29 protein-coding genes and 4 tRNA genes are annotated in these 26,261 nt (G+C 33.0%); 9 read left to right on the forward strand and 24 right to left on the reverse strand.

Features of this window, described 5'->3' with window-relative positions; genetic code table 11:
* Nucleotides 1-4: 4 nt before the first annotated feature.
* The 9 genes from RT228_RS15245 to RT228_RS15285 form a co-directional block, all read right to left on the reverse strand.
* Entirely contained in the window at nt 5-1,786 is a 1,782-nt protein-coding gene (locus RT228_RS15245; RefSeq protein ID WP_006258833.1) for a TrkH family potassium uptake protein, read from the reverse strand.
* Nucleotide 1,787: 1 nt separating this feature from the next.
* The gene (locus RT228_RS15250) at nt 1,788-2,162 is read right to left on the reverse strand and encodes a DUF3037 domain-containing protein (RefSeq protein WP_006258834.1); all 375 of its coding nucleotides are present in this window, start codon (nt 2,160-2,162) and stop codon (nt 1,788-1,790) included.
* Complete coding sequence (locus RT228_RS15255) at nt 2,149-2,943, reverse strand: HipA family kinase (protein WP_006258835.1); 795 nt, start codon at nt 2,941-2,943, stop codon at nt 2,149-2,151. The genes RT228_RS15250 and RT228_RS15255 overlap by 14 nt, the downstream gene beginning before the upstream one ends.
* Nucleotides 2,944-3,055: 112 nt before the next feature.
* Nucleotides 3,056-3,607, reverse strand: a complete 552-nt coding sequence (locus tag RT228_RS15260) for a DNA-3-methyladenine glycosylase I (protein ID WP_006258836.1) — start codon at nt 3,605-3,607, stop codon at nt 3,056-3,058.
* On the reverse strand, nt 3,607-4,008 hold the full coding sequence (locus tag RT228_RS15265; protein ID WP_006258837.1) for a hypothetical protein: 402 nt from the start codon (nt 4,006-4,008) through the stop codon (nt 3,607-3,609). Before RT228_RS15265 ends, RT228_RS15260 begins: the two co-directional genes overlap by 1 nt.
* Nucleotides 4,009-4,129: 121 nt before the next feature.
* Nucleotides 4,130-4,705 carry a hypothetical protein gene (locus tag RT228_RS15270; RefSeq protein WP_006258838.1) on the reverse strand — a complete coding sequence of 192 codons (576 nt, stop codon included), beginning with the start codon at nt 4,703-4,705 and terminating at the stop codon, nt 4,130-4,132.
* 145 nt (nt 4,706-4,850) lie between these two features.
* The gene (gene lpdA / locus RT228_RS15275) at nt 4,851-6,254 is read right to left on the reverse strand and encodes a dihydrolipoyl dehydrogenase (protein ID WP_006258839.1); all 1,404 of its coding nucleotides are present in this window, start codon (nt 6,252-6,254) and stop codon (nt 4,851-4,853) included.
* A 113-nt stretch (nt 6,255-6,367) separates the two neighbouring features.
* On the reverse strand, nt 6,368-7,246 hold the full coding sequence (locus RT228_RS15280) for a diacylglycerol/lipid kinase family protein (RefSeq protein WP_006258840.1): 879 nt from the start codon (nt 7,244-7,246) through the stop codon (nt 6,368-6,370).
* Between the two features lie 357 nt (nt 7,247-7,603).
* Nucleotides 7,604-7,912 carry a rhodanese-like domain-containing protein gene (locus tag RT228_RS15285; RefSeq protein WP_006261228.1) on the reverse strand — a complete coding sequence of 103 codons (309 nt, stop codon included), beginning with the start codon at nt 7,910-7,912 and terminating at the stop codon, nt 7,604-7,606.
* A gap of 123 nt (nt 7,913-8,035) precedes the next feature.
* Between RT228_RS15285 and RT228_RS15290 the strand changes: the two genes are divergently transcribed.
* The 3 genes from RT228_RS15290 (at nt 8,036) to RT228_RS15300 (ending at nt 10,708) form a co-directional block, all read left to right on the forward strand.
* Nucleotides 8,036-8,698, forward strand: coding sequence for a thiamine diphosphokinase (locus RT228_RS15290; RefSeq protein WP_006258842.1), 663 nt, complete (start codon nt 8,036-8,038; stop codon nt 8,696-8,698).
* Nucleotides 8,699-8,790: 92 nt separating this feature from the next.
* A complete protein-coding gene (locus RT228_RS15295) occupies nt 8,791-9,606 on the forward strand; it encodes a helix-turn-helix domain-containing protein (protein ID WP_006258843.1) in 816 nt (271 codons plus the stop codon).
* An 82-nt stretch (nt 9,607-9,688) separates the two neighbouring features.
* Nucleotides 9,689-10,708: a threonine aldolase family protein gene (locus RT228_RS15300; protein WP_006258844.1), complete on the forward strand. Its 1,020-nt coding sequence runs from the start codon at nt 9,689-9,691 to the stop codon at nt 10,706-10,708.
* 31 nt (nt 10,709-10,739) lie between these two features.
* Here RT228_RS15300 and RT228_RS15305 read toward each other — a convergent pair whose 3' ends face one another.
* From RT228_RS15305 to RT228_RS15320, 4 genes are all read right to left on the reverse strand, one after another.
* Nucleotides 10,740-11,714: a hypothetical protein gene (locus RT228_RS15305; protein ID WP_313138760.1), complete on the reverse strand. Its 975-nt coding sequence runs from the start codon at nt 11,712-11,714 to the stop codon at nt 10,740-10,742.
* A 201-nt stretch (nt 11,715-11,915) separates the two neighbouring features.
* Nucleotides 11,916-12,329 carry an IS200/IS605 family transposase gene (tnpA, locus tag RT228_RS15310; RefSeq protein WP_006261444.1) on the reverse strand — a complete coding sequence of 138 codons (414 nt, stop codon included), beginning with the start codon at nt 12,327-12,329 and terminating at the stop codon, nt 11,916-11,918.
* Nucleotides 12,330-12,354: 25 nt separating this feature from the next.
* Nucleotides 12,355-12,582, reverse strand: a complete 228-nt coding sequence (locus RT228_RS15315) for a hypothetical protein (protein WP_313138761.1) — start codon at nt 12,580-12,582, stop codon at nt 12,355-12,357.
* 115 nt (nt 12,583-12,697) lie between these two features.
* Nucleotides 12,698-13,357, reverse strand: a complete 660-nt coding sequence (locus RT228_RS15320) for a hypothetical protein (protein WP_039851692.1) — start codon at nt 13,355-13,357, stop codon at nt 12,698-12,700.
* An 835-nt stretch (nt 13,358-14,192) separates the two neighbouring features.
* Between RT228_RS15320 and RT228_RS15325 the strand changes: the two genes are divergently transcribed.
* Nucleotides 14,193-14,960: a lysophospholipid acyltransferase family protein gene (locus RT228_RS15325; protein WP_006258848.1), complete on the forward strand. Its 768-nt coding sequence runs from the start codon at nt 14,193-14,195 to the stop codon at nt 14,958-14,960.
* A 64-nt stretch (nt 14,961-15,024) separates the two neighbouring features.
* Here the strand turns inward: RT228_RS15325 and RT228_RS15330 are convergent, their stop codons facing one another.
* The 3 genes from RT228_RS15330 to pncA all read right to left on the reverse strand — a co-directional run bounded on the left by RT228_RS15330 (nt 15,025) and on the right by pncA (nt 16,853).
* Nucleotides 15,025-15,606 carry an outer membrane beta-barrel protein gene (locus RT228_RS15330; RefSeq protein WP_006258849.1) on the reverse strand — a complete coding sequence of 194 codons (582 nt, stop codon included), beginning with the start codon at nt 15,604-15,606 and terminating at the stop codon, nt 15,025-15,027.
* An 89-nt stretch (nt 15,607-15,695) separates the two neighbouring features.
* On the reverse strand, nt 15,696-16,238 hold the full coding sequence (locus RT228_RS15335) for a hypothetical protein (RefSeq protein WP_006258850.1): 543 nt from the start codon (nt 16,236-16,238) through the stop codon (nt 15,696-15,698).
* Nucleotides 16,239-16,241: 3 nt separating this feature from the next.
* Complete coding sequence (gene pncA, locus RT228_RS15340) at nt 16,242-16,853, reverse strand: bifunctional nicotinamidase/pyrazinamidase (protein ID WP_006258851.1); 612 nt, start codon at nt 16,851-16,853, stop codon at nt 16,242-16,244.
* 188 nt (nt 16,854-17,041) lie between these two features.
* Between pncA and RT228_RS15345 the strand changes: the two genes are divergently transcribed.
* The gene (locus RT228_RS15345; RefSeq protein ID WP_006258852.1) at nt 17,042-18,217 is read left to right on the forward strand and encodes a PDZ domain-containing protein; all 1,176 of its coding nucleotides are present in this window, start codon (nt 17,042-17,044) and stop codon (nt 18,215-18,217) included.
* 44 nt (nt 18,218-18,261) lie between these two features.
* Here RT228_RS15345 and RT228_RS15350 read toward each other — a convergent pair.
* From RT228_RS15350 to RT228_RS15380, 7 genes are all read right to left on the reverse strand, one after another.
* Nucleotides 18,262-18,335, reverse strand: a tRNA-His gene (locus tag RT228_RS15350).
* A gap of 24 nt (nt 18,336-18,359) precedes the next feature.
* Nucleotides 18,360-18,433 (reverse strand) — tRNA-His (locus RT228_RS15355).
* Between the two features lie 25 nt (nt 18,434-18,458).
* Nucleotides 18,459-18,532: transfer RNA gene (locus RT228_RS15360), tRNA-His, on the reverse strand.
* Between the two features lie 26 nt (nt 18,533-18,558).
* A tRNA-His gene (locus tag RT228_RS15365) sits at nt 18,559-18,632 on the reverse strand.
* A 79-nt stretch (nt 18,633-18,711) separates the two neighbouring features.
* Complete coding sequence (gene bshB1, locus RT228_RS15370; RefSeq protein ID WP_006258853.1) at nt 18,712-19,428, reverse strand: bacillithiol biosynthesis deacetylase BshB1; 717 nt, start codon at nt 19,426-19,428, stop codon at nt 18,712-18,714.
* A gap of 34 nt (nt 19,429-19,462) precedes the next feature.
* Nucleotides 19,463-20,521: a chorismate-binding protein gene (locus tag RT228_RS15375; RefSeq protein WP_006258854.1), complete on the reverse strand. Its 1,059-nt coding sequence runs from the start codon at nt 20,519-20,521 to the stop codon at nt 19,463-19,465.
* A gap of 116 nt (nt 20,522-20,637) precedes the next feature.
* On the reverse strand, nt 20,638-21,060 hold the full coding sequence (locus RT228_RS15380; protein ID WP_016361618.1) for a PaaI family thioesterase: 423 nt from the start codon (nt 21,058-21,060) through the stop codon (nt 20,638-20,640).
* Nucleotides 21,061-21,408: 348 nt separating this feature from the next.
* On the opposite strand from RT228_RS15380, the gene RT228_RS15385 reads away from it, so the two are divergent.
* The 3 genes from RT228_RS15385 to RT228_RS15395 are packed head-to-tail and all read left to right on the forward strand — an operon-like array spanning nt 21,409 to nt 24,478.
* Nucleotides 21,409-21,978, forward strand: a complete 570-nt coding sequence (locus tag RT228_RS15385; protein ID WP_006258856.1) for an L-threonylcarbamoyladenylate synthase — start codon at nt 21,409-21,411, stop codon at nt 21,976-21,978.
* Nucleotides 21,979-21,998: 20 nt separating this feature from the next.
* Complete coding sequence (locus RT228_RS15390) at nt 21,999-23,435, forward strand: CCA tRNA nucleotidyltransferase (protein WP_006258857.1); 1,437 nt, start codon at nt 21,999-22,001, stop codon at nt 23,433-23,435.
* A gap of 5 nt (nt 23,436-23,440) precedes the next feature.
* Nucleotides 23,441-24,478: a COX15/CtaA family protein gene (locus tag RT228_RS15395; protein WP_006258858.1), complete on the forward strand. Its 1,038-nt coding sequence runs from the start codon at nt 23,441-23,443 to the stop codon at nt 24,476-24,478.
* Between the two features lie 77 nt (nt 24,479-24,555).
* On the opposite strand, the gene RT228_RS15400 is transcribed toward RT228_RS15395, so the two are convergent.
* Nucleotides 24,556-25,398, reverse strand: coding sequence for an alpha/beta hydrolase family protein (locus tag RT228_RS15400; RefSeq protein ID WP_006258859.1), 843 nt, complete (start codon nt 25,396-25,398; stop codon nt 24,556-24,558).
* A gap of 112 nt (nt 25,399-25,510) precedes the next feature.
* Between RT228_RS15400 and RT228_RS15405 the strand changes: the two genes are divergently transcribed.
* Nucleotides 25,511-26,155: a hypothetical protein gene (locus RT228_RS15405; RefSeq protein ID WP_006258860.1), complete on the forward strand. Its 645-nt coding sequence runs from the start codon at nt 25,511-25,513 to the stop codon at nt 26,153-26,155.
* Nucleotides 26,156-26,261 lie beyond the last annotated feature (106 nt).

Below are 26,261 nucleotides of genomic sequence, written 5' to 3' on the forward strand. Positions count from 1 at the left end.
TATATTAGTTAATCAGAATCTCTTCTGTTGGATATCTATAATTCGTTAATTTTTCTTTTTTACTTATCGCTATTAGGATGGTAAGCATACTTACTCGTCCAATAAACATAAGCATAATCAAAGTTACTTTACTAGGATCTGTCAGCTGAGCTGTAATCCCTGTACTTAATCCTGATGTACTATAAGCAGAGAATGCCTCATATGCTAATCTTAATAAATCTGTCTTGGGCTCAAAAAACGAGAGCGCAAAAATAGCTATTCCTATCACAAATAAAGATAAGAATATAATCGCAAAAGCACGTTGTACAGACAGCTGATCCACTTCTCTTCTGTATACTTCTATTCTAGATCTACCTTTCATTAAGGCCCAGATATTTAAGACAGCGATAGCAAAAGTACTTGTCTTAATCCCCCCTCCTGTTGATACTGGCGATGCCCCGATCCACATTAAGAGAATCACGACTAAGAATGTAGAAGTAGTAAATAGATTATTATCTACTGTCGCAAAACCCGCAGTACGTGGTGAAGTAGCTGTAAAGAATGCTGTGACTAACTTTCCGAAGCCACTGTGCTCTGCTAGCGTATTATTATATTCTGAGATATAGACTACTGCAGTACCTCCTACGATTAATACAGCTGTAGTGATTAAGATAATACGAGTACTTAAATTAATAACACGAGGAATATGAATCTTCGCTTCCTTCATGCTAAAAGGGAGAATCTTATTGATAATCAGGTGTTTTACATACTTGTATACATTAAATACAATCGGGAATCCTAATCCTCCCATAATGAATAACCCTGCTATAATTAAATGCAACGGGTAATTAAAGCGGTATTCAAAAGTGTACAAGTTCTCTGGTAAAGTAGAGAATCCCGCATTACAGAAGGCTGATACAGCATGAAAAATAGAGAAAAACACTCTGTCAAACAAAGATTCAAAATGCTGATGGCGTATACTGATAAATATCGCAATCATCCCTATAAACTGTATAATACCAGATATAATAATAATTCGTTTCAACGTAGCGAATACGTCTCCTAGTTTATCGATATAAGACATATCCTTAAGTACTAATTGATTTCCATAAGAGGCTTTTCCTCTAAAGAAAAAACTAAAGTAACTCGCTAAGGTCATGATTCCAAGTCCCCCACATTCCATTAAAAAGATCATCACAGTCTTTCCAAATATAGTGAACTGCGCACCGATATCTACTGTAGATAACCCCGTTACACACACAGCGCTCGTAGCCGTAAATAGAGCATCTATATAACGCATACTACCTGGTGTATTCGTAGCTTTAGGGAAAGAAAGCATGAATGCTCCTATAAAAATGATTAATAGAAAACTGACAACAAATAGCTGAGCAGGGTTCATTCTAGTCTGTTTTAAGTTTAACTGTAAGACAGAAAACTCCCTTACTAACATTAGGAATAGACCAAACGAAATAACAGCATTGCTGTCAAAGAACCTTATAGTATGCTCAGGCTGCCATCTGGCTATAATCAAGATTAGAAACAATACAATACTAAAACAGTCAAATATCTTCACTCCTAAAGTCTCGTGGTTATCTTTATTAAAATAACGTCTAACGATAGCAAGCATTCCAATACTCAAACAAATATTGTAAAAAACATTTAAGTGGTAATGATAATCGTTAAGTGTATTAAAACCTAAATCGTATATCATTAAAAACAACGCTATGAAACTAACCCAAAAAGGCAATCTTTTAAGGATGAACGTAGTTTGCTTTATTATTTTATCTTTAAGGTAGTACAGTGGCATCTTATAATACTAATTCTTTAAAAAGTCTAGTTAACACTTCCTCCATATCTTCAGACATACCAGGATGTGGACGAGAAGATTGTATACAAGAGCTCTTTACAGCGGTTAGCCATCTAAAGCGTTCTGCCGCATCTAAAGTTCCTATAGGTGATATTTTACACTGTCCCTTTGCGATGCGCTCAAAAGCATCTACGTGGTCTTTTAAAGTGTCAAAGTCTAACTCGCTTTCGAAGCATTCAATCTTCTTCTTGTCTAAATGAAATGAAGAGATCAACATTCGCTTAGCCTTACAGAATACTAATACCCCAATATTGATAAACTCTTCTCGTTCTACTTTAGGAGTGTACCTTATTATTGCATACTCATATACCTGCATCTTGATGTTTTTTTGCTTCGTTAACAAATAGATCAGAATTCGCTAATCTGTTCTTTAAAAAAGAGAAATAAACACTTCTTATCTCTTCAGGGGTCAAATCGCTTTCTTCCCATTCTAACCAATCAGTAGGTATCTGATCTGTAATACATTTAAGGTCTTCTTCTTGAAGTAATACTTTAAACTCTTTATCCACTATATCTAGCTCTTTTGCCACAGGTAATAATACGTGATCCTTTATAAATGAGAAAGGAGTCAACGCACTTTTTTCCCAATTCGTAAAGGAATGATGGAAGTAAAAAGAAGCGCCATGATCTATTAGCCACAACTCTTTATGCCAGATTAGCATATTCGTATTTCTAAATGTACGGTCTACATTGGTGATAAAAGCATCTAGCCACACAATTTGAGAAGCTAATTTACTTTCTATCTCTAAAGCAGAAGGATCGTAAGTCAAAGCTCCAGATAAGAAGTGAAGACCTAGATTTAAACCTTTACTAAACTGTAGTAGATCTTGTATTTCTTCATCTGCTTCTGTTCTACCAAAAGCCTCATCTAGCTCAGCAAAGACTAATTCAGGTACATTCAATCCTAATTTCTTAGCGATTAAACCACCTAATAATTCAGCAATTAATGCTTTGATACCATGACCAGCTCCTCTAAATTTTAATACATATTTAAAGTCGTCATCAGCATCTGCAAGTGCAGGAAGTGAACCTCCTTCTCGCAGTGGCATAATATACCTAGTAACAGTAACTGTTCTTAACCCCAATTGATTCTCCATTTGGCTATTTTATAATGAAATGATCATGCAATATTAACCAAAAAACCCCCAAAGTAACTTACTTTGAGAGTTAAATTTTAAACTACTGCATTCCAGTGATTGTATCTCTATTTTACTTGTCTAAGTAAAATCTTGTATTTTTATGGATAGGACAGTCTACTCGATGTGATCCAGGTAAATAAGCTGTACTCATTAAAAACTCATTTACGATCTCTCCTCCTACAAACTTAAAGTGTTTTTTAAACAACTTTAGCCATTCTTCTAGTGTATGCTCTTTATGTAGGTCTAGCCAATTTTTAAAGCTTCCGAATTCTTTTTGTAACAGGATGATTTGATTAGCATTATAGATGGCAGCATTAACCTTTAGTTTATTGCGAATAATCCCGCTGTCTTGTAATAATCGATCAACATCAGCCTGCGTAAAGTTAGCTACCTTATCTATATCAAACCCTAGATAAGCTTTTTGGAAGTTTTTCCTTTTTTGAAGAATAGTATTCCAGCTCAGCCCTGCTTGGTTTATTTCTAAAACAAATCGTTCAAACAGCGCATTGTCATCCGTTAATTCGAAGCCATATTCATAATCGTGATAGTACTTATTCGGATTGTCAGAATCTACAGGTAGCTCATTACAAAAATCACAGTAATGCTTTTTAACAACAGCCATTAATTAATCATTTTTATTTTAGCATCGTTTAAGACCTTTCTGAATGCATTCTTAGCATCAGGAGTTTTAAGTCCAAACACGTCTCTAGTCTTTCTATTATTCAGTTTTATCACCGCTTTAGTACCTAATGCTTTTGGCATCTTCACATACTTAATATCATACTTGTCGATAGAGTCAACAGCTGTCTGCATTAAGAAGTTCTTTACTGTAATATATAAGAAGGTAGCTACAATAATACAGAATACATAGTCCATCTCTTTAGGTTGTTGCCAGTTAGCAGTATACAGCCTAGCCGCTCCTAAGATTAGGATAGCAGAAGACATAATCCTAGAAGATGTTAAACGTCCTTTTTGATTATCTGTTATTTCAAGCTTTTTAGTTTCTTTATTGAATTTGATCATTTATTTCAAGTATTTATAATAACAAATCTACTAATAAAAAATAAATCTAAAAGCTAATATAATGTTAGTATTACAGATAATAATAAAGGGGTATTAAACGAACGTAATACCCCTTATACTATTATTTAATATGGAAATACAAATAGCTTTTTCCTTTATTTAGACTCCCTTCAGAAACATTAGATAGCTTATCTTCTATTCTTAAATATCCTGCTTGAAAACCAACTTCTAATTCACCATTATATTTTAATTTTGTTTCAATATAATAAGTTTTATCTGGATTTATTTCTAATTCTTCTTTAGTAGGAGCCCTTTTTATTTTGGTATAAATCTGAACGGGTAATTTTCCTGTTTCTTTTAACTCACTAAGAATAATCTCTTCTGGAAAATCCCAAAATAAAGCGCAAATATTTCCTACTTTCTTTTCGAATAAGTGATACGTCAATACTTCTCTTTTCATGTCTAGAAGCAGATAATCAGATTGTTTACAGGTTTTATTATCTTTTCCTATTAATCCTACTGGTTGACTTCCTATCTTATTACCTGCATATTTTAAAGTACCTACAGGCAATTCGTCTAGACTTTTTAAGCCACTATAAGGGGCATCAAATATAGGATCTCCTTTAGGAGTATTATCATCACTCTTACTACAAGATAAAGCTAATGCAGCAAAACAAAGAATTAAGTATTTTTTCATGTTCAATTGTTAACGTACAGTTAATGCAAACATAATTAAATTAACAATAGAAACAAATATTATTCTATGGTCTTAAGCTCGTTATTAAAAATAAAAAAAGCCTAGAATATATCTAGGCTTTTCTATGTATTTCAGTATAATCAGATTATACGTGTAATGCTCTGTTATCAGTTGCAGCTAACGCAGCTTCTTTAATAGCTTCTGCGAAAGTAGGGTGAGCGTGAGACATTCTAGAGATATCCTCTGCAGATGCTCTGTACTCCATAGCTACTACTGCTTCAGCGATTAAGTCTGCAGCACGAGCTCCTACCATGTGTATTCCTAATACTTCGTCAGTATTTTTATCAGCTAATATTTTAACTAATCCATCTGTTTCAGCACTTGCTCTTGCACGTCCTAAAGCTTTGAATGGGAAGCTACCAGCTTTGTACTCAATTCCTTCAGCTTTTAATTGCTCTTCTGTTTTTCCAACAGCTGCAACTTCTGGCCAAGTGTAAACTACACCAGGGATTAAGTTATAGTCAATATGAGGTCTTTGTCCTGCTAAGAACTCAGCTACCATTACTCCTTCTTCTTCAGCTTTATGAGCTAACATAGCACCACGTACTACGTCACCGATAGCGTAGATATTAGAAGCAGAAGTTTGTAAATGATCATTTACCTCTACTTGTCCTCTTTCTGTTAATTTAACTCCAGCTTTGTCAGCGTTTAATCCATCAGTATATGGACGACGACCTACAGCTACTAAAGTGTAATCTCCTTCTAGAGTCACTAATTCTCCTTTTTTATCTTCTGCAGTTACTGTTACTACATCTCCTTCACGCACTACTCCTTGTACTTTGTGAGAAGTATAGAACTTCATACCTGCTTTTTTAAGCACTTTAGTTAATTCTTTAGATACAGCACTATCCATTGTAGGTAATACTCTATCAGCATACTCTACTACAGATACTTTAGATCCTAATCTCATGTATACTTGACCTAATTCAAGACCGATAACACCACCACCGATTACGATTAAGTGTTTAGGTACTTCAGGAAGTTTTAAAGCTTCTGTTGAAGTAATTACTCTTTCTTTATCTAAAGTAATAAATGGTAAAGTAGATGGTTTAGATCCTGTAGCAATAATACTATGTTTAGCTTCGAATGTTTCTACACTTCCGTCTGCTTTAGTTACATTGATAGTAGTTGCGTTCTCAAATGATCCAACTCCTTCAAAAACAGTAATCTTGTTCTTGTCCATTAGATATTTAACACCTGAAGATGTTTGATCAACTACTGCTTGTTTTCTTTCGATCATTTTTGATAAATCGAACTTTACTTCTCCAGTGATTTCTATTCCGTGATCAGCAAAATGAGCAATCTCTTCCATGTGATGAGATGATGCTAACAATGCCTTAGAAGGAATACACCCTACATTAAGACAAGTTCCTCCTAAGTTAGAGTATTTCTCTACTATAGCAGTTTTAAATCCTAATTGAGCACAACGAATTGCTGCTACATATCCTCCAGGTCCTGAACCAATTACAACTACGTCAAATGAATTCATAATATATTATCTTATTTGTTGTTTTTATATATCTTACAAAGTTACACTTTTTATATAATTTAGTCTAAAAAGAGAACTTTAAAGTTTCTTAATTTTATCAATAATAATCACTACTAGCACAATACTCTTAGTCCTCCTTTAATAACTCGGATCTCAAACTGATTAGTATCGTACTCATAATATTCTCCATCCATCTGAAAACCATTTCTTTCTTGCCCTATGATCTCTACTGTAATATGATCAGACTGAACATAATCTGTCTTTCTGAATTTCTCTGTTTTCTTTAAGATTACATAGAGCCCAAAAGTTAATTGCTTTAATAAATTGATTTTTGGCACCATTAGATAATCTAATAGTCCATCTGTCAGACTTGCTTTCGGAGTTAGAGACATATTATATCCCATCTCATTAGAGTTAGAGATAAATAATAGTAGCGGATTTACTTCTTTGGTTTGCCCTTTATACGTAACGAGCATTCTCTTCGCTTTATACTGTTGAGCAGAGTTTAATGCTGCTTTGATATAAGCACCTAATTTGCGCTTACCTGATTTTTCATAGTTATCTATAATAGTAGCATCTATACCGAATCCCATATTACTAAAGAAATATTCTCCATTAATACTACCGACATCCATATTCATTACTTTTCCATCGCGTACACGTATTATCGCCTGCTCTATATCTTTAGGAATAGATAGATTAGAAGCTAATCCATTACCTGAACCTACAGGTACTACACCAAATACAACATCCTTACCTACTACCTGTGTAGCTACTTCATGAATGGTCCCATCCCCTCCACAAGCTACGATAACATCTGCACCTGCTGATAGTGCCTGCTGTGTTAATTCGATAGCATGTCTCTTATAAGTAGAATATAGTACGTGTATATCAAATGCTTTTTCATCGAAGAATGTTTTAATATAATCTGCAGTAATATTGTGCTTTCCTTTTCCAGAAATTGGATTAACGATAAAAAAGATTTTTTTCATAATAAGATTTGAATATATCATAGTCTGTACATTATGTACACTATGGGCATACAAATATACAAAACTATTCTAATAATGATATCGCATAATACTTATGATATCCTTAAAATTTAGGTTACAGTATCTTTTTATAGGCATACTGTACATCATAGATATAGCGTCTCGCTTGCTGATTCTAGGGGATTGCTTGCGGTTTTCTTGCAGTTTCCTTGCCCAGAGCACCTCTTTCTCCAAGGAATGTGCAAGAATACCCCTAGCATAGTGCAAGTATATTCATCTATAAATAGATTAGAGATAAGGTAAAATAACCATATAGATACAAAAAAGCCAACTCTAATGAATTGGCTTTAATATACTTTATTTAATAGGACCTTCCCATTCTGTAATCCCTCCTAAAAGGTTATGTGTCTCTTCGAAACCTAAAGACTCCATTACATGACATGCTTGGCTACTTCTTCCACCTGATTTACAATAGATATAGTAAGCTTTAGTTTTGTCTAGATTAGCTATTTCATCTAAAAAACCTTGTCCTTTATAGATATCTATATTGATAGAACCTGGGATAGCCTTCTCTTCTACTTCTTCTTCTGTACGTACGTCTAGTATAATAGCATTAGAATCAGCTTGCGCTTTTTCCCACCATTGTTCTTGTGATAAATTTGTCATTGTTTGTTCTTTTAGTAATTGGGTCAAATATAAAGTTATTCTATTTCAAATGAAATTTTTTTAAAATAAATTGAGTCTATATCCTACATTATACCTTAATTTGCCTTATTAAAACTCACTAATATGTCTTCACATCATATCGTCAGAGATGACCAAGAGCCTGCTTTAATCATTGCTAATGGTGCTGCCTGTAGCCAAGAACTTATGGGACAATTACTTGAATGGTCTCCCCTAGTTGTTGTACTAGACTCAGCTATCGAGAGAGTAATTGATTTAGGTGTAAAAGTGGATGTGTTACTTGGTGATTTTGATAGAGACTTTGATGCAGATGCGTATAGAGAAAAGCAGTATCCTATAGAGATCGTACATATCGCTGATCAGAACTCAACTGACTTAGAAAAAGCATTTGACTACCTTATAAATCGTGGTATACCTGCTGCCAATGTAATCTGGGCTACTGGTAAACGAGCAGATCACACTATCACAAATATTACGAATATCTGTAAATATAAAGATAGACTGAAGATAACGATGTATGATGACTACTCACGTATATACCCTCTACCTAATCACTTCAAAAAGTGGTACGAAAAGGATACAATTATTTCTCTTATCCCAGTAGGTGAAGTAAGTAATATTACAACAACGAATCTCCTCTACCCTCTTCAAAACGAATCTCTCGTACTAGGTGAGCGCACAGGAAGTAGCAATACAGTAGCTGAAGATGGACTAGTGACAATCGATTATCTAAATGGGAATCTTTTGATGATGGAATGTCATGATTAGTGATACTTAATTACTTTTCGTTTATATGCCTATGATATAAACTAGGTTTAAGAAGTATTATTATCTTTGTTTAAGATCTTAAGTAGATAAATATGGACTATTTAAAAGAAGGAGAACACTTTGGAGAAAAGAAACAACAACTCGTTGTGAAAGATGTTATTCTAAGCAAGGCAAATGCCTCTCCTACTGATCATATTCCATGGCATTATCACAAACATGCTTATTTCTTATACAATATAAATGGCTATTTAAATGAGGTAACTAAAAAAGGTACTTTAGAACTACTGCCTAATACACTCTTATACCATCATAGCCAAGAACCTCATTACAATAAAGATATCCAGAAAGAGTTTGATTTCTTACATGTAGAATTACCTTCAGCTTGGTTTTTAAAATACGATTTGTCTCCTAGCCTTATAGAAGGAGACTTACTCTTAAAAGATCCTAGCCTACAAACGCTATTTCATAAAATACATGTCGAATCTCAATTAGCTGATCAGGCTACTAATCTTGCTATAGATGGCTTATTATTACAGACTTTTGGTCAGATTACACGTCTTCAAGCTCAGGACCTAGATATTCATAAACCGCTATGGGTAAATAAATTGATAGAACTAGTCAATGAAGAGCGTTGGGAAGTATTAAGCTTAAATTACCTTGCTACCGAATTACAATTGCATCCTGTTTATTTATCGAGGAAGTTTCCTGTTTATTTTAAAATGAGTTTTGGAGAATACGTAAGAGAGCAAAAATTAAAGAAAGCAATTGATTTATTGTTATACCACCCTATTAGTCAAGCTGAAGTAGCTTATCAATGTGGCTTCTCCGATGAGAGTCATTTTATACGCATCTTTAAATTAAAATATGGTGTGACTCCTGCTGTGTTTAAAAATCAACACAGAGGTTAAGTGTATTCTATTAGGTTTAGAACATTCTATTATTTTATTTATTTCTACTGTATTTTTGTGTATCAATTAATACTAAGTGATTATGTACAGTTTTAAAAATGATTATGCAGAAGGCATGCATCCTAATATACTAAATAGAATAATAGAGACTAATCTAATCCAACAAGCAGGATATGGTGATGATGACTATACTTTAAGAGCAAAAGAATTAATCCAAGCTAAAACAGAGAATCCTCAAGCACAGATCTACTTCGTATCTGGAGGAACTCAAGCGAACTTATTAGTTATTTCTTCTATCCTACGTACACATCAAGCAGTCATTGCACCTCAGACAGGGCATATCTTTGCGAATGAGACAGGAGCTATAGAAGCTACAGGACATAAAGTAATCCCAGTAGTGACTACTAATGGTAAGCTAACGGCTCAAGATATAGAACGTACAGTAGGTGAATATGGATTAAGACCTCATGTGGTAGAACCTAAGATGGTGTATATTTCTAATTCTACAGAGCTGGGAACTATCTATACTAAGGAAGAACTAACTGCCATCTCTTCTATTTGTAAACAATTAGGGTTATACCTTTTTATAGATGGAGCTAGATTAGGACACGCATTGACAGCTGATAATAACGACCTTACCTTAAAAGATATCGCTGGTCTAACTGATGTATTCTATATAGGAGCAACTAAAAATGGCGGATTATTAGGTGAGGCTATTGTGTTTAATAATACTGAATTAGCTACTTATTTTGATTATAATCTAAAACAAAAAGGGGCCTTACTGGCGAAGGGAAGATTATTAGGGTTACAATTTGAAACTTTATTTACAGATAATCTATATTTTGACTTAGCCAGCCACGCTAATAGAATGGCTACCAAACTAACAGAAGCATTTAAAGCAAAAGGATATCATTTCTTAGGAGATTCTACTACGAATCAGTTATTCCCTATTCTTCCTTTAGCACTGATAGAAGAGTTGAACAAAGATTATGATTTCTATATATGGAAAGCAATAGATCAAGAATATGCTGCTATTAGACTAATCACTTCATGGGCTACAGATGAAGAGATGATCAATCAATTTATAGAGAAGATAAAGTAATAAAAGCTCCAATAAAGGAGCTTTTTATGTATTATTTTTTTACTAATCTATAATTTAAATCATCTTTATTCTGTTCTATCTTATAGTGTTCAGTTAATTCCAATATCCATCCATCTCCGAATACTTTATTCTCTTCTACCTTAGTAGGGTTAGTTATAGATAGTCGATCCCAATTAGGACTCATCAGAGCTCCTTTTTCTACAGTAAGAATACCCCATTTATCACTTATTCTCATAGTTGGATACACTGTTCCCTTATCTTCTAACGCTACAAGATTAGAAGGATTAAAAGAAATATTCATCTTTTCAAATTTGATTTCAAAATGAGGATTTTCTACGAATTGAGCTTTATACGCCGCTATTATCTTTTTAACCTTATTCTCTCTTTCTACTTCTTGTTCTATAATGAAAGCTCCATTATATTTACTTTTTAATTGATTAACAGTGCCTTCTAGATTGTTGGGAATTTGGATATTCCAAACCTTGATAAAGTAATCAGTAAGATTAGTAGTTGTATTAATCTTCTTATTCCACTCTTTATCCTGTTGTGAAAGCAGATAGCCATAGACAGGAATAGTGTGATAGGCGAATGATCTTATATAGGTAGAATTTTTAAAGAAATCATCTATCCCTTTTGAGACATAGTCTACTGTTTCTTTTTTTGTACGATTACTAACTATTAATCCTGTAAACTCTGCAATTCCTTCGTTTAATTCTAGATTGTTTTCTGTTGTATACGACTCATTGTAAAGACTCTGCCTATATTTTCTAAACGAAAGAGCAGCTGTAAGATGTTGGTTTCTTTCTTTTATTGAATTAGCCTGAATAGCTTGTTTTAAAGCCTCTAATTCTAAACGAAGATATACTCTCCCCTCCTTTTGATCTAAATGGTTGTTATCTGTGTTATTTAATTTAAAACCTAATGTTGGTTGAACACGATGAAAAGACTCATGCCCCAATAGGTTAATTCTATTTTGTACATTATCAGATAGGGGTAACATAATCATCGCCCATCGCTTGCCTTCCCATTCAATAGCTGTATTAGCTATATTAATATTTTTAGGTAAGATACCTGTATAAATATTTCCCTCTTTTTTAAATCTATCTCCTTCATTTGCATAGATATTTCTAGTCTCTGGATCAACTAATAGTAAAAAACCACCATTAAAAATGGTGGCTTTGTTTTTCAGATTAGCCCCAAAGGGGCATTACGATTGATTATCGTTATGTTCTTGATACTTGACATATCGTTTTATCATATCTTCGTCCAATCCTACTGTACTAACAAAATATCCACGAGACCAAAAATGATTACCCCAATATGGCTTCTGTTTTAATGTTGGATATGTTTTGAAGAGTTTTATAGCTAGTTTACCTTTAAGAATTCCCATAAATTCACTGATAGATACTTTGGGGGGAATCGAACATACTAAATGAATATGATCTTTCTGAATATTCATTTCTTGTATTTGAACACCTTTCCAACTACTAATCAATTGAATATCATATTCTATCAAACTTTTTACCATTCCTTCCAAAATTTGGAAGCGATACTTGGGTGTAAAAACTATGTGATAATCACATTTGTAATATACATGCGTTAATTTTCTATATTTACTCACTGTTTAAATGTTTTATAGTACAAACCTATAAAAGGCATAGCCTATAAAACATCACCACCGCCAAAGGCGGTGGTTTTCTATACTTAAATAAAGGCCCATATAAATCAATATCCCATAGAGATTTGTGCTGTTCTGCTGCATGCTTAAATTCATCAAAACAAACATTCGCTTGCTCTAACATACGCTGTTCATTCTGACTGAAGATACTTTGGGTAAGTAAAAAAAGAGAGAACGCGATTAGTTTTCGTTTCATATTTCTAGTTAAAGGTGTTTAGAAACGAATATATCAAATTATCTGATTTGCTAAGAAATATTTATATAAAATACAAAAGGATATTATCTAATATCCTTTTGTATAACTAAACTATTTATTTTTTATAATGCCCATTATCAACTGTGATAGTCACTACTTTTGGAGCAGCGATATTTCCTTCACCGTGCTCACCTCCTATAAATGAAACAGGAATAGCTTTTTTAATCGTATAGTGTAACACTCCTTTTTCATCTTGGGTTACTTCTACAGCGTCTACAAGATAATCATCACCGATGTACTCATATTTAGCATCTTGGTAGTTTTTCTTATTAGCTCCTATTCTCATTGCTACGGTAGCTAATCTATCATGACCAATAGGAAATTTACCATTGGCTAAAACAAAAGTTCTAGGCCTTACTACTGTATATAGTCCTGGCTCAGGTTTATTAATATTAATCGTCAAAAGACCTCCTGGAAAATCGCCATACTTAGCATCATCTTTTGATGGAAAAAAGTCAGTATCAGTCATTGTTATAAAAGTATCGTTATAACTCTTGCCTTCTCTATGACGAGGTAGGTAATTCCAATATTTATAAGTTACGTTCTTATTATCTATTCTCATATTTACAGAGAAAGAACCATAAGAGTTTTTAGAACTAGGGATTTCTTCTATAGGATCTGTTTCTCCAGGACCTGCTTCTACACTTCCATTATCACTACTACAAGAAGAAATAGATAATGCTATCATCATGATGATTACACTAATTTTTTTCAATTTTAATCTGATTTTAATTAATATTCTAATAATGTGTAGTAAGGACTTTTAATAAAGGATACCGAAATTAACATTATATTTTGGTTAAAAAAAATGTAGTATTGTATTTAGAGTTAGTATAAAAATATCATTAGTGTCCGATAATACTTTTTTATTTCATACTAAACCTAAAAGGCTGTCAAAACAGAGAGACTTGTTTTATCTTTTAATATTTGTACAAAAGAAACTGATTAGCACTACTAAAACTAAACATTAAACAGGGTTTTCTTCGGGCGTTGATTAGAGAGTCTTTTGGAGTTCTTCGGAAAACTGGCCTTCCTTCCGAAGAAACACTGAATTATTCCGAAGAGGTTCCGAAGAAACGCATAGCGTCAATATCTTTTATTACTGAAAATCAACTAATTGAAAATTAAATATAGGAAAAAAGTGGAACTTTTTGGAAATAAAGAGAAGCTTTTGGAATAAAATGGAAGTTTTTGGAAGGAAGTGGAAGCGATTCTAAAAACTTGTTCTTTTCGATCGTATTTTTGCCATGTAATCAGGAAGATAAATATGATTTAATTGGAATCCTTTGATTTTTCCTGATAAACCAAGTGTTTCAATAGATACTTCACGAAGTGAATTACATTAGGCAACAACAATAAAATAGTATACTTATATGATGATCTTTGGATTTGAATTTCTTTATATAGCAATCAGAATTAACCTTTACTACTTTTATACTTAAAGAAGTACGATGGAATAATAACCATTAATCACATCAGTATCACCGATGGTCAAAGACTTTTAATGGCATAAAAGAGAGCAATTATATTTGCTCTTCTAAAAAACAGTTATGCAATATATTTATAATTCTATTGGATTTCTTTTAAGTAAAGTATTCCATTATAGATTCAATGTTTCACTTCAGAATATAGCTAGAGCTTTTCCATGTGCTTCTTATCAAGAGGTGGCACACTATCATAAACAATTTTATAGAAACCTTAGTCGTGTACTAGTTGAAACGCTATTTTTTAAGAGACAATTACTATATCTAACACAAAGAACAAAAGACAGTTTAGAAGAGATAAAAAAAGAAAATAGAAATATGATATTAATACTTGGTCATTACGGAAACTGGGAATTAATAAAACAATTACCTCTCTCTACAGATATACAAATACAAGCTCTATATAAGCCTCTGAAAAATAAATTCTGGAATCAAAGAATAAAAAATAGAAGAGAAAAATATGGCATCCGCCTTATTCCATCACAGTATGCTCTACGCATATTACTTAAGGAGAAAGAATCAAATAATATGACTGTATTCATTGCGGATCAGTATCCAGGTAAAAATAAGGGAATAGAAGTACCTTTCTTAAACCAACAGACTAATGTATATACAGGAGCTGAACAGATAGCTCACAAAGTAAATGCTTATGTAGTATATGGAGAAACAACTCCTTTTGGTAAAAAGAAATGGCAACTTTCCATAAGTACAATTTGTAAAGAAGCTAGAGAAACTAATGAAGGTTTTATTTCAACTCACTTTACAAAGAACTTAGAAGAGAGTATTCAAAAGAATCCTTCTTTATGGTTATGGTCTCATAAACGATGGAAATAATAGATACAAAAAAGCCTGAGCAATGCTCAGGCTTTCTTTATTCAATTTTAATCATCTTAAATGATTAGTTTTTTCCTAAGAAAATTTGGAATCCTAATCCAATACCTAATCCAGAGAATTTCTCTCCACCAGTAAAGTTAGCTTTACTATAACTATACCCTGCAGTTAATTCTAAAGCAACATTACGAGATACGAAGTGAGAGTAACCTCCTTTGATATCAAATGCAAATGAGTTCTTAGTATCTCCATCTTGAGATGCGCCTTTAATTCCGATACCACCTTGTCCAAAGAATCTACCTGTAGCACTAGCACCTTCTGGGAAGTAGTAACGTCCATAAGGCATAACTACATAACTCCAAATGTTTTTACCATCTTTTACAGTCTGAAGACCACCACCAATTTCAGCTCCTACTGCAAATCCATCAGAAATAAAGTATGCAGCTGTTGGTTTTACTTCAAAACTAAAGCTTTCTGCCTCAAAGTTATATCCAATATTACCTATAGTAGCTCCTACCATCCAGTTTCCTTTTTTAATAGGTGTAGTACCTACTTTTTCAGATAATTTTGGAGTTTCTACATTGATTTGTGCATTAGCAGTTGTAATTCCAGCTACTAATAATACTGCCAATAAAGTAATCTTTTTCATAATTTTTACTGTTTAATTTGTAATCCTTTTACTAGACTAATTAGTATTTATTTTAATAAAAGCTAAATTAATAAAAATAAACGTACTTATTACTGTTTTTTTAATAATTCTTGTTTTAGTTTAAGGAATTCAATATTTGAATTCACTAAACCATTTATCAAGAACGTTCTAGCTTCTTCAATTGCAATAAAGTCTAGATACTTATACCATCCATCTGTTTCTAGTATTTCTTTAACCTTCGTAATTCTTTTTGCAGTCTCAGAAGCACTTCTTAACACATGGTTTGTATCATTAAGACAACCTTTATGCTTAAAAGTCACATATTTTTTTTCTAAATCTAAAATTATAGCATACAAAGGTTCTTGTTCATTGTTAGGAAAGAAGCTGTCCCAAGCGGCATAAGCAAGTGTGTATACACTATTCTTATATTCGTCTGATGTAATCTTCCACCTACAGTTAGCTGCTCTACCCCAGTGATTTGCATATCTTGCTACACCTTTCTCATCATAATAATACATACTACCTGTCTTACTTTTATAGTCAGGTTTTCTCCCTTCGATAAATGACATAGGTATTTCTTGCCATTCGCAATAAGTGTGTTTAAAAAAATTGAATCTACTGTATTTTTTCATTGTTTAATTAAGCGCTACTTGGTTATTCAGGATAGTAATTCCTAGGGATTCCATTTCTTTTATTGCTTGAGATAAACCATCTTCAGTGATAGGTTTAGTAGCAAAATTAAGAAAGAATGTTTTGATACCAGCTTCATGTGCATCCTTTGCACTAAAATAAACACAGAATTCTGCTGCTAATCCACATACATATAGCTCTGTTACTTCTTTATCCTTTAGAAACCCTAAAAGGCCTGTACTATATTGGTGATCATTGTCGTAAAAACCACTATAGGAGTCAACTTCTACATTCATTCCTTTTCTAAAAATAGCGGCTACTTTAGTAGTATCCCATTCAGCAGTAAACTCAGCTCCTTTAGTTCCTTGTACACAGTGATCTGGCCAAAGTACCTGTGGTATTCCATTAAGATTAATTACATCAAATAATTTATTATCTGGATGTTGGCTGGCAAAACTCTTATGGTTATTAGGATGCCAATCTTGAGTTGCTATGATTAAATCAAATTGCTTTTGGATTGTATTAATAACAGGGATAATCTTATCACCATCTTTTACAGCTAAGCTACCCCCTGGCAAAAAATCATATTGTAAGTCTACTACTAATAATGCTTTCATATCGAGATTTATAAATATATGTGTTCTAGAACAAAAATACTAAAAGAGTAGCATTAGAGATAGTGATTATGTATATTACTTAGTCTTCCCTTCTATTAGTAAAAAGTATACTAAACAGATATATTTGTTTTATTTAATAACTTTATATTTGTAATCAAATAAAATTAACTCTCAATACATAATAAAATATGTTTTTTAACAACAAAACAAACATAATAACTATATTAGTCTTATTGTTCTCTTTTAACTTATTTGCACAAAAAGGAATTTTTAAAAAAGGAATTATAACCCCTAGTATTTATAATGAAATTTTAAATTACACACTAAAAGAGGACCATATCTATGTGGATGTAATTATTGAAAATAAGATCTATAAATTCATTGTAGATACTGGTGCACCGACATCAATTACTTTTAATGTAAAAGGAGATTTTAAGTTTATATATGAAGACGAATTATATGATGCTTCTAACAATGTATCTAAAGTTAAGTATGTAAGTATTCCAAGCATTAAAATCGGAAACTTAGAATATAAAAACTTTACTGCTGTTCAAAGTGATATGGATGCATTTAAATCATTAGGTGTAGATGGTCTGATAGGTGGCAATATGATAAGTAAAAGTTGTTGGGATTTTGACCTTGAAAACAATAGGATAACACTCTCTAATACTTTAGATAAAAAAGAAATAAGCTCATTTAACAAAGTTAAAGTAAAAAAAGAGGATACAGGTACTCCTACCCTAACAATGTCTTATTTTAATGGTCTAAAAGAAAAGAATATTTTCTTTGATACAGGTTATAATGATTTCTTTTACCTAAGTGAAGATATGTTTAATACTTTGAATGATAAAAAAGTATTTTCTAAAGCACTTACTGGTGAGGGGGTGATTAGTTATAGTGCTTTTGGTCCAAGTATAGGTAAAACATACATTGCTCCTTTAGAGATGAAAATAGATAATTATGAAATTCCTGTATTTATCACTGCTGTAGATGTAGATGATACTAGTAACTTAGGATCTAAATGGCTCCAATATTATCGCACTATCTTATATAAGAATCACTTTTATTTTAAACCATACAATAAAAGCTTTTCTCAAACTTATGAAAATATAGGGATTAAAACTAAACTAAAGAATAATGAACTAGTTATTTCTTTTGTTTGGGACAGTCCAGCTATTAGAAAGAATAACCTAAAAATAGATGATAAAATATTATCAGTAAATGATAGAGAGATAAGCGCTATGTCTAAAGAGGAACTTAAAGAAGTACAACGCAATGCATTTAAGGCAGATAAAGTAAAAATAGAAGTGAATACAAAAGGTAATTTTATTGAATTAAATAAAGAAACAATCTTGAGTATTTAAAAACTAAAAAAGGCATTCAATTTATTGAATGCCTTTTTTTTTAGGGTAACTAATGGGTTTCGAACCCACGACCTTCGGAACCACAATCCGACGCTCTAACCAGCTGAGCTATAGCTACCATTTAATAATGTAAAGTACTTAGGGTGACTAATGGGTCTCGAACCCACGACCTCCGGAACCACAATCCGGCGCTCTAACCAACTGAGCTATAGTCACCATTTAATGATATATAAGTACTTAGGGTAACTAATGGGGTTCGAACCCACGACCTCCGGAACCACAATCCGGCGCTCTAACCAGCTGAGCTATAGCTACCATGTTAAACAGTATTAAAATACTAGGGTAACTAATGGGTTTCGAACCCACGACCTTCGGAACCACAATCCGACGCTCTAACCAGCTGAGCTATAGCTACCATGTTTCTGTTTAACGAGTGCAAATTTAGCGATTATTCTATACTTCGCAAGCTTTTTCGCTTATTTTTTACACTAAATTTATATCAAATCTTCTAATGTATTGACTGCTAAATACCTTTCAACTGTAAAACCTTCAGCAAAATCTTTATTTATTAGTCTTCCTAGGTCCTGCGCACGATAAGTTATGCTGTCTAAGAAGTTTTTTGACGTGATTGGAGTACTCGGTTCTTTAGAATTTTGATCAAAGAATTGCGTGCTATATGCCATAACAGAATCAACTTTCTGATCCATGAAGCCAGTTACATCTACAACGAAGTCTGGCTCTATGTTTTTCCATTGTATATAATGATATACTACCTTAGGTCTCCATGCTTCTTGTTCTTCTCCATCTAAGCTAGTTTCTATCTTTCTCAATCCTGAAAGGAAACAAGCATCAGACACTAATTTACTCCCTTTTCCATGATCGATATGTCTATCGTCAATAGCATTACACAATACTATCTCTGGACGATACTTACGAATCATTTTAATAACTTCTAACTGATGCTTTTCATCATTAATAAAGAATCCATCTCTAAACTTTAAATTCTCTCTTGCAGACACTCCTAATATAGCAGCAGCGTTAGTTGCTTCTATTTTTCTAATCTCCGCAGAACCTCTAGTACCTAATTCTCCTTGGGTAAGATCAATAATCCCTACCTTTTTCCCTAGAGAAACTTCCTTCGCAATAGTTGCTCCACATCCTAATTCTACATCGTCTGGATGAGCTCCAAACGCTAATATATCTAATTTCATTTGTTGTTTTTTATTATTCTGTAATTCACAATTCTTAAATGAATACCTGTTTCATGGTAGAAGACTTATTCACTGTTTCTATAAATTCGCTTGATGGATCACTATCTATAGTTACCCCACAGCCAATATAGAGGTTAACACTATCCTCTTCTATATTCATACAACGCAAATTTACAAATAGATTCGTTTCATCTGTATTTTCTTGTTCTACATTGCAATTTAATTCTCCTAAATAACCAGCATAATACCCTCTATAATATCCTTCTTCTCTAACCAAAAAATCGCGTGCTACATCCTTTGGCATCCCACAAACAGCAGGAGTAGGATGAAGTGCTTCAACTATTGGTTTAAGGCTGTTGTTGCTTAATGTAGCAGTAATATCTGTACAAATATGCATCACTTTAGCTGCACGCTTAGAATAGGGTTCTGAAGTTGTAATATCTTGGACAAAAGGCTTTAAAGTTTCTGTAATAAAATCAGTTACAAATAATTGTTCTTCTTGTTCCTTAATCCCCCACTCTACTACTTCTTGTCCATGATTTACTTGTGTACCTGCAAGTGCCATTGTTTTTAAAGTATTGTTCTTTATAGATAATAATGTTTCTGGTGTTGCTCCCATCCACAGTCCTATTTCTGGATGATATACTAAAGAACAAAATGCCGTTGGATAAGTATTACACAATTTATTAAATAACTGTCCTAAATCCTCTACTTGATAAGGAACATTTTCTTTTCTAGAAGGAACTACTTTTCCAAATTGTTTATCTTTAATAGCACTTACACAACGTCTTACTAAGTCTTCAAAGTCTTCCTTAGCTTTCTTATCATCATAATTAAGGATAACCTCATGAAGGTCTAAAGCAAGATCTCCTTGTGCTTCTTTGATAATAGCAGACTCTGCTAATGGAATATAAAAGCGTGTCCCTTCAGCAAAAGGTGCAAATACAAAGCCCTGTTCTTCAAATGTCTCTACCTTATGAAGAGCATACGTTTTTTGAAATAACCCTACTATTGATTTAGAATTTGGTTTGCGATAGACTGCAAAAGGCTTTTGATCCGCATACTGCTTCGCTAAGCATTTAAATAAATACATCTTTTATGTTGATTTGTTTTTCTGTGCTTTTGTTACTTTGTTTTTGCTCCACGAATTACACTCTTAAATTTACATCATCCTCATCACAAAAGACCAAAATAACAAAATCACTTTAATTATTTATCGATAACGATATTTGTAATTTTACAGATAGAAACTAATACATCATTCTCATCTGTTATTCTTATTTCCCATAAGTGCAGTGTGCGTCCTCTGTGTAATAATCTAGCTGTTCCGATTACATAACCAGATCGCTTACTCTTTACGTGATTAGCAGAAATCTCAATACCTCTTATTTCCTGTTTAGTAGGATCTATTAGCATTAGAGAAGCTCCACTTCCTAGACTTTCTGCTAATGCCACAGATGCTCCTCCATGTAAGAGCCCCATAGGTTGGTGTACTCTTGGATTGACAGGCATTTTAGCTACTAAAAAGTCAGGTCCAGCATCTATATATTCTATGTCGAGTGTCTCCATAAGTGTATTCTTACACACTTTGGCATACATTGCTAATAATTTATCTTTATCAAAGTCTTTCATATTCTTTTTGCTCATTGTTTGTTAGAAGTTTTAAAAACATAGATTGAGCGATAGTTTAACTAGAAGAATTGAGTTTAAAAAATCGCTGTTTAAATATACTAAATCAAATTTATAGAATACTAACTAAAACCACTGACTTTACAGTTGTCTCCTCTATTTTCTATATAATTTAGACTCTTATAGAGGCTTTAAAATTAAAGGAAAATAACTCTTGAATTCTTAAAAATATTATAATTGTTTTGAAATTGGCTCAGTCCGCATTTTTAATGACTTCTATCAGTTAGTTCTATCCTATTTTTTTAGTAATTTTACCTCCTTGATTATAACGATACTATTTACAACAAAATAATGGAAGATATCCAACAAGAAGTTTTCAATGCATACGAAGTCATTAAAAATGGCGGGATTATCTTATACCCTACTGATACTGTATGGGGAATAGGATGTGATGCAAATAACCCTGAAGCTATCAAAAAAATATATGCACTTAAAAAGCGTGCAGAATCAAAAAGTATGATTGTCTTAGTAAATGAGAGAATATTCCACAGAGTATTCAATGCTCCACCAGCTGTGACATGGGATATCTTAGACTGCAGTGAAAAACCTACTACTTTAATCTTAGACAATCCTAAGTATGTAGCTAAGGAAGTAGTATCAGCGGATAACTCTTTAGGTGTTCGTATTGTAGAAGAGCCTTTTTGCTTTAGGTTAATCGAAAAAATGAAATCACCTTTGGTATCTACTTCTGCCAATATTAGTGGAGAACCTTCTCCTGCTAACTTTAGCGAAATTAGCAAAGAGATTATCGAAGGAGTTGATTATGTAGTAAACCTACGTCAAAAAGACACAAAGCCTGCAAAGCCTTCTACAATTATTAAATTAAAAGATAATAGCCTAGTTACTATCATTAGAAAATAGTACCTCCTATTGAATATATTATGACTGAGACCCCTATATATAAAGAAGCCATTACACATCCTATATTTGACTATATCTCTAAAGCAGCAGAAAGTCTAAATGTAGATAGCTATGTAATTGGCGGATTTGTAAGAGATTTTTTATTAAAAAGAGATTCTAAAAAAGATATTGATATCGTTGCAGTTGGTAGTGGTATCGAATTAGCTTTAAAAGTATCTGAATTACTTCCTAACAAACCTAAGGTACAAGTGTTTAAAAATTACGGAACAGCTATGTTGCGTTATGATGACATTGACATTGAGTTTGTTGGAGCGAGAAAAGAGTCCTATCACTTTGACAGCAGAAAGCCTGTTGTAGAAGATGGCACATTAGAAGATGATCAGAATAGACGTGACTTTACCATCAATGCCTTAGCGATATCTCTTAAGAAAGAAACGTATGGAGAGTTAGTAGATCCTTTTAATGGGGTTGCTGATTTAGCTAATAAAATCATTCGTACTCCTCTCGATCCAGATATTACCTATTCTGATGATCCATTGCGTATGATGAGAGCAATTCGCTTCGCTACTCAATTAGACTTTATGATAGAGCAGAACTCTCTTGATTCTATCACTGCTAATCACCAGAGATTAGAGATTATCTCTGGAGAACGTATCGTAGATGAGCTAAATAAGATATTAATGTCTAAGAAGCCTTCTAAAGGGTTCTTATTGCTATATAAAACAGGTTTACTTGATTTAATCTTACCTGAGCTTACAGCTCTTAATCAAGTAGAAGAGATAGAAGGACATACCCATAAAAACAACTTTTATCACTCTTTAGAAGTAGTAGATAATATCTGTCCAAATACAGATGACTTATGGCTTAGATGGTCTGCCTTACTTCACGATATTGGAAAGGCACCTACTAAACGCTTTTCTAAAAAGCAAGGATGGACATTCCACGGACATGAATTCCTTGGTGGTAAAATGGTAAAAAAGATCTTTATGAGATTACATATGCCATTAAATCAAAAGATGAAATTTGTCCAGAAAATGGTTATTATGAGTTCAAGACCTATTGTTCTTGCTCAAAAAGAAGTAACTGACTCAGCGGTAAGAAGATTGGTATTTGATGCAGGAGAAAATGTAGAAGATTTAATGACGCTATGTGAAGCTGACATCACGACTAAAAACCCTTCTAAGTTTAAGAAATATCACAACAACTTTAAAATAGTTAGAGATAAAATAGTCGAAGTAGAAGAACGCGATCACGTGCGCAACTTTCAACCTCCTATTACAGGAGAAGAGATTATGGCGATTTATGACCTTAAGCCATGTCGTGAAATCGGTATGATTAAAGAAGCTATCAAAGAAGCTATTTTAGAAGGTGTTATTCCTAATGAATATGATGCGGCTTTTGAATTTATGAAAGCAAAAGCGTCTAAGATGGGACTTGAAATTGTAAATAAAAAATAAGAATAATGAGAAACTATTTTTTGCCATTAGCTAAAGCATCTCTTATACTAGTTTATCTAGTAATCTTTGCAGGTGCAGCAGTAAGGATGACAGGCTCAGGAATGGGATGTCCAGATTGGCCAAAGTGTTTTGGATATTACATCCCTCCTACGGAAGAACAAACGATCACGTGGGAACCGAATAGAGAATATGAAAAAGGGCAAATGATCATACACGATCAAAGCCTGTGGAAAGCAAAAGAAACCTTTACAACTACGGACACTTATAATGAGAATCACTGGGAGAAATACACTAAACACAGCTACGCTCAATTCAATACTAGTCATACTTGGACAGAATACGTAAATAGACTTTGTGGAGCATTAGCTGGATTAGCTTGTTTAGCAATGGCTATAGCTTCGTTTTCTTTCTGGAGAGACCGCAAAGGATTAGTATTAGCATCATGGTTAGTAGTTTTCTTAATGGGATTCCAAGCTTGGTTAGGAGCTACTGTAGTATATTCAGTATTAAATCCTATTAAGATTACAGTGCACATGGTCATGGCTTTAGTTATTGTTGCCATTATAATAGGAATCATTAAAAGCGCTAAAAAAGAAACCGAGATTAAGAAGTACAATGGTACTTTTAGAATTCTATTAGTAGTCTCTCTTATCTTCACTCTTGCACAAGTAGTGTTAGGAACACAAGTACGTGAGTTTATAGACGAACAAGTGCAAGCAGGTATAGGAAATGAGTATTTATGGTTAAATAACCCTACAGTAGAATTCTATATCCACCGTAGTTTCTCTTTCATAGTTATGTTTTTGAATATGTATCTGTTCTACATCAATAGAAGATCTAACTTAGGCTTTGATAAAATGAAGTGGGTAATGGTATTATTAATTCTAGAGATATTCACTGGTATTATGATGTATTACGTTCATTTTCCATTCGGAACTCAAGCAGCTCACCTAGTATTAGCTTCTATTCTTTTTGGAGTTCAATTCCAATTAATTCTAGAAGCAAGAAGATGCTATCACTGTGGTAAAAGTAATCTAGACTAAAAGATATAGTCATATCATAAAAAAGGAGAGGTAAAATGATATCATTTTACCTCTCCTTTTTTATTTAAGATCAATAACTATTTCGTAGAATGAATAAATTGACTCGTAACTTTAGCGACATGCTCTAAATGTTTAGGCAGTGTTTCTTCTGTATACGGGTGTCTAGAACCAAACACATGATCTGCCTCATCTACTACATCCAAAAGAGAATTAGATACCCATTGATGTAATAATTGAGCTTCTTTTAGTGGTACTGCTGGATCATTAGTGCCTTGTACTATTAGAGTTGGTTTCTTTAAGTTTTGAGCCGCTTTCTGTACGTTTAAAATTGTCTCATTCTCTTCATAATCTTCCCAAAAAGTAAAGTAGTGTGGCATCTGCTGTTTTGTCCTACCATTTTCACTATAGAATACTCCTTTTGCTTTCCACTCTTCAAATCGGTCTCCTTTTGGAAAACGTTTTCTATAATCAGACACTCCTGCCCAGGTAATAATACCTTTTACATCTGCGTTGTAATACCCTTGTAAGATTACAGTTCCTCCTCCTCTACTATGTCCTATTAGATAAATATTTTCTTTATCTACTTCTGGCTTTTCTTTATAATAATCAATGACACTTGTAAGATCGCGTTGTTCTTGAGAGTATGTGTTTTGCCCAAAAGCTTCTAAATCATCAAACTCTTGAGGATTATCTATTGTTGTACCATTTAAAGAAAAATTAAACTTAACTGCATAACATCCTGTCTCTGCAATATAATCCATGGCTTTATCCCAAGCCCCCCAATCCTTAAAACCTTTATATCCATGACAGAATATTACTAAAGGCAAAGAGCTTACTCCTCTCAGATAACTACTGTCAGAAAGGAAAGGACGAGCAGTTCCTTCTATTAATACTTCTTCTTTTATTAAGTCTTTAATCATATCATTTTTTGTTTTTTAACATTCATACTATTAACTTTAAAAAAAGTTTAAAACTTAAAGACTTAAATTCGTCTTTATCCTTAAACCATTTTATTATTTAAAATCTATTATTATGAATGCATTTAAAAAGTTAATTATTCCAACTAAAACATTACTAGTTCCTGTCTTAGCTACTGTGCTATTTTTTTCTAGTAGTACAATAAACGCACAAGAGAAAGAGGGTTTAAATATTAAGAGTACTACAATAGAATATCATATTAATAAGAATACTAAAGATAGTGAATTAGATGAGATTAAAAAAGAAGTTAACAACGAAAAGATAGCAAACCTTACTTTCTCAAATATAAAGAGGAATGCTAAAGGAGAACTTATTTCTCTTAAAACAAGCTTTAAAGACCAAAGAGGATCCTCTCAACAAAAGTCAGAATATAACTCTAATGGGATAGCTGATTTCACAGTTAAAATACATCAAAATGAAGCAGGAGAGCGTTATTTAGAGTTAGGTAATCGAACTAACCCTATGCTAAATATTGCAAATGATCCACAAGCAGGAAGAGCCTTATATTCTGAGCAAGCAAATGATGAGTTTGAAGAGTTCTTTGCTCAAGATTTTATGCAATTGATGAAAGGTATGCAAGAGGATATGAAAGCTCAGCAAGAGATGTTCTTTAATTTATTGCGTGAGCACGAAGAAGCAAAAACAAAAGATAAATCCACTGATTCTAAAGAAACAAACAAAGAACAGATTAGCAAATAATCACTTACAGCTTCGATAAAAAAGCTTTACGCTGATAAAAATAGAAGTCCTTGAGGGTGTCCCGTGAACTGTGTCATTAAAAAAATTGTATAATAAAATATGTACA

It is taken from the genome of Myroides sp. (assembly GCF_032073645.1).
Lineage (GTDB): Bacteria > Bacteroidota > Bacteroidia > Flavobacteriales > Flavobacteriaceae > Flavobacterium > Flavobacterium odoratimimum.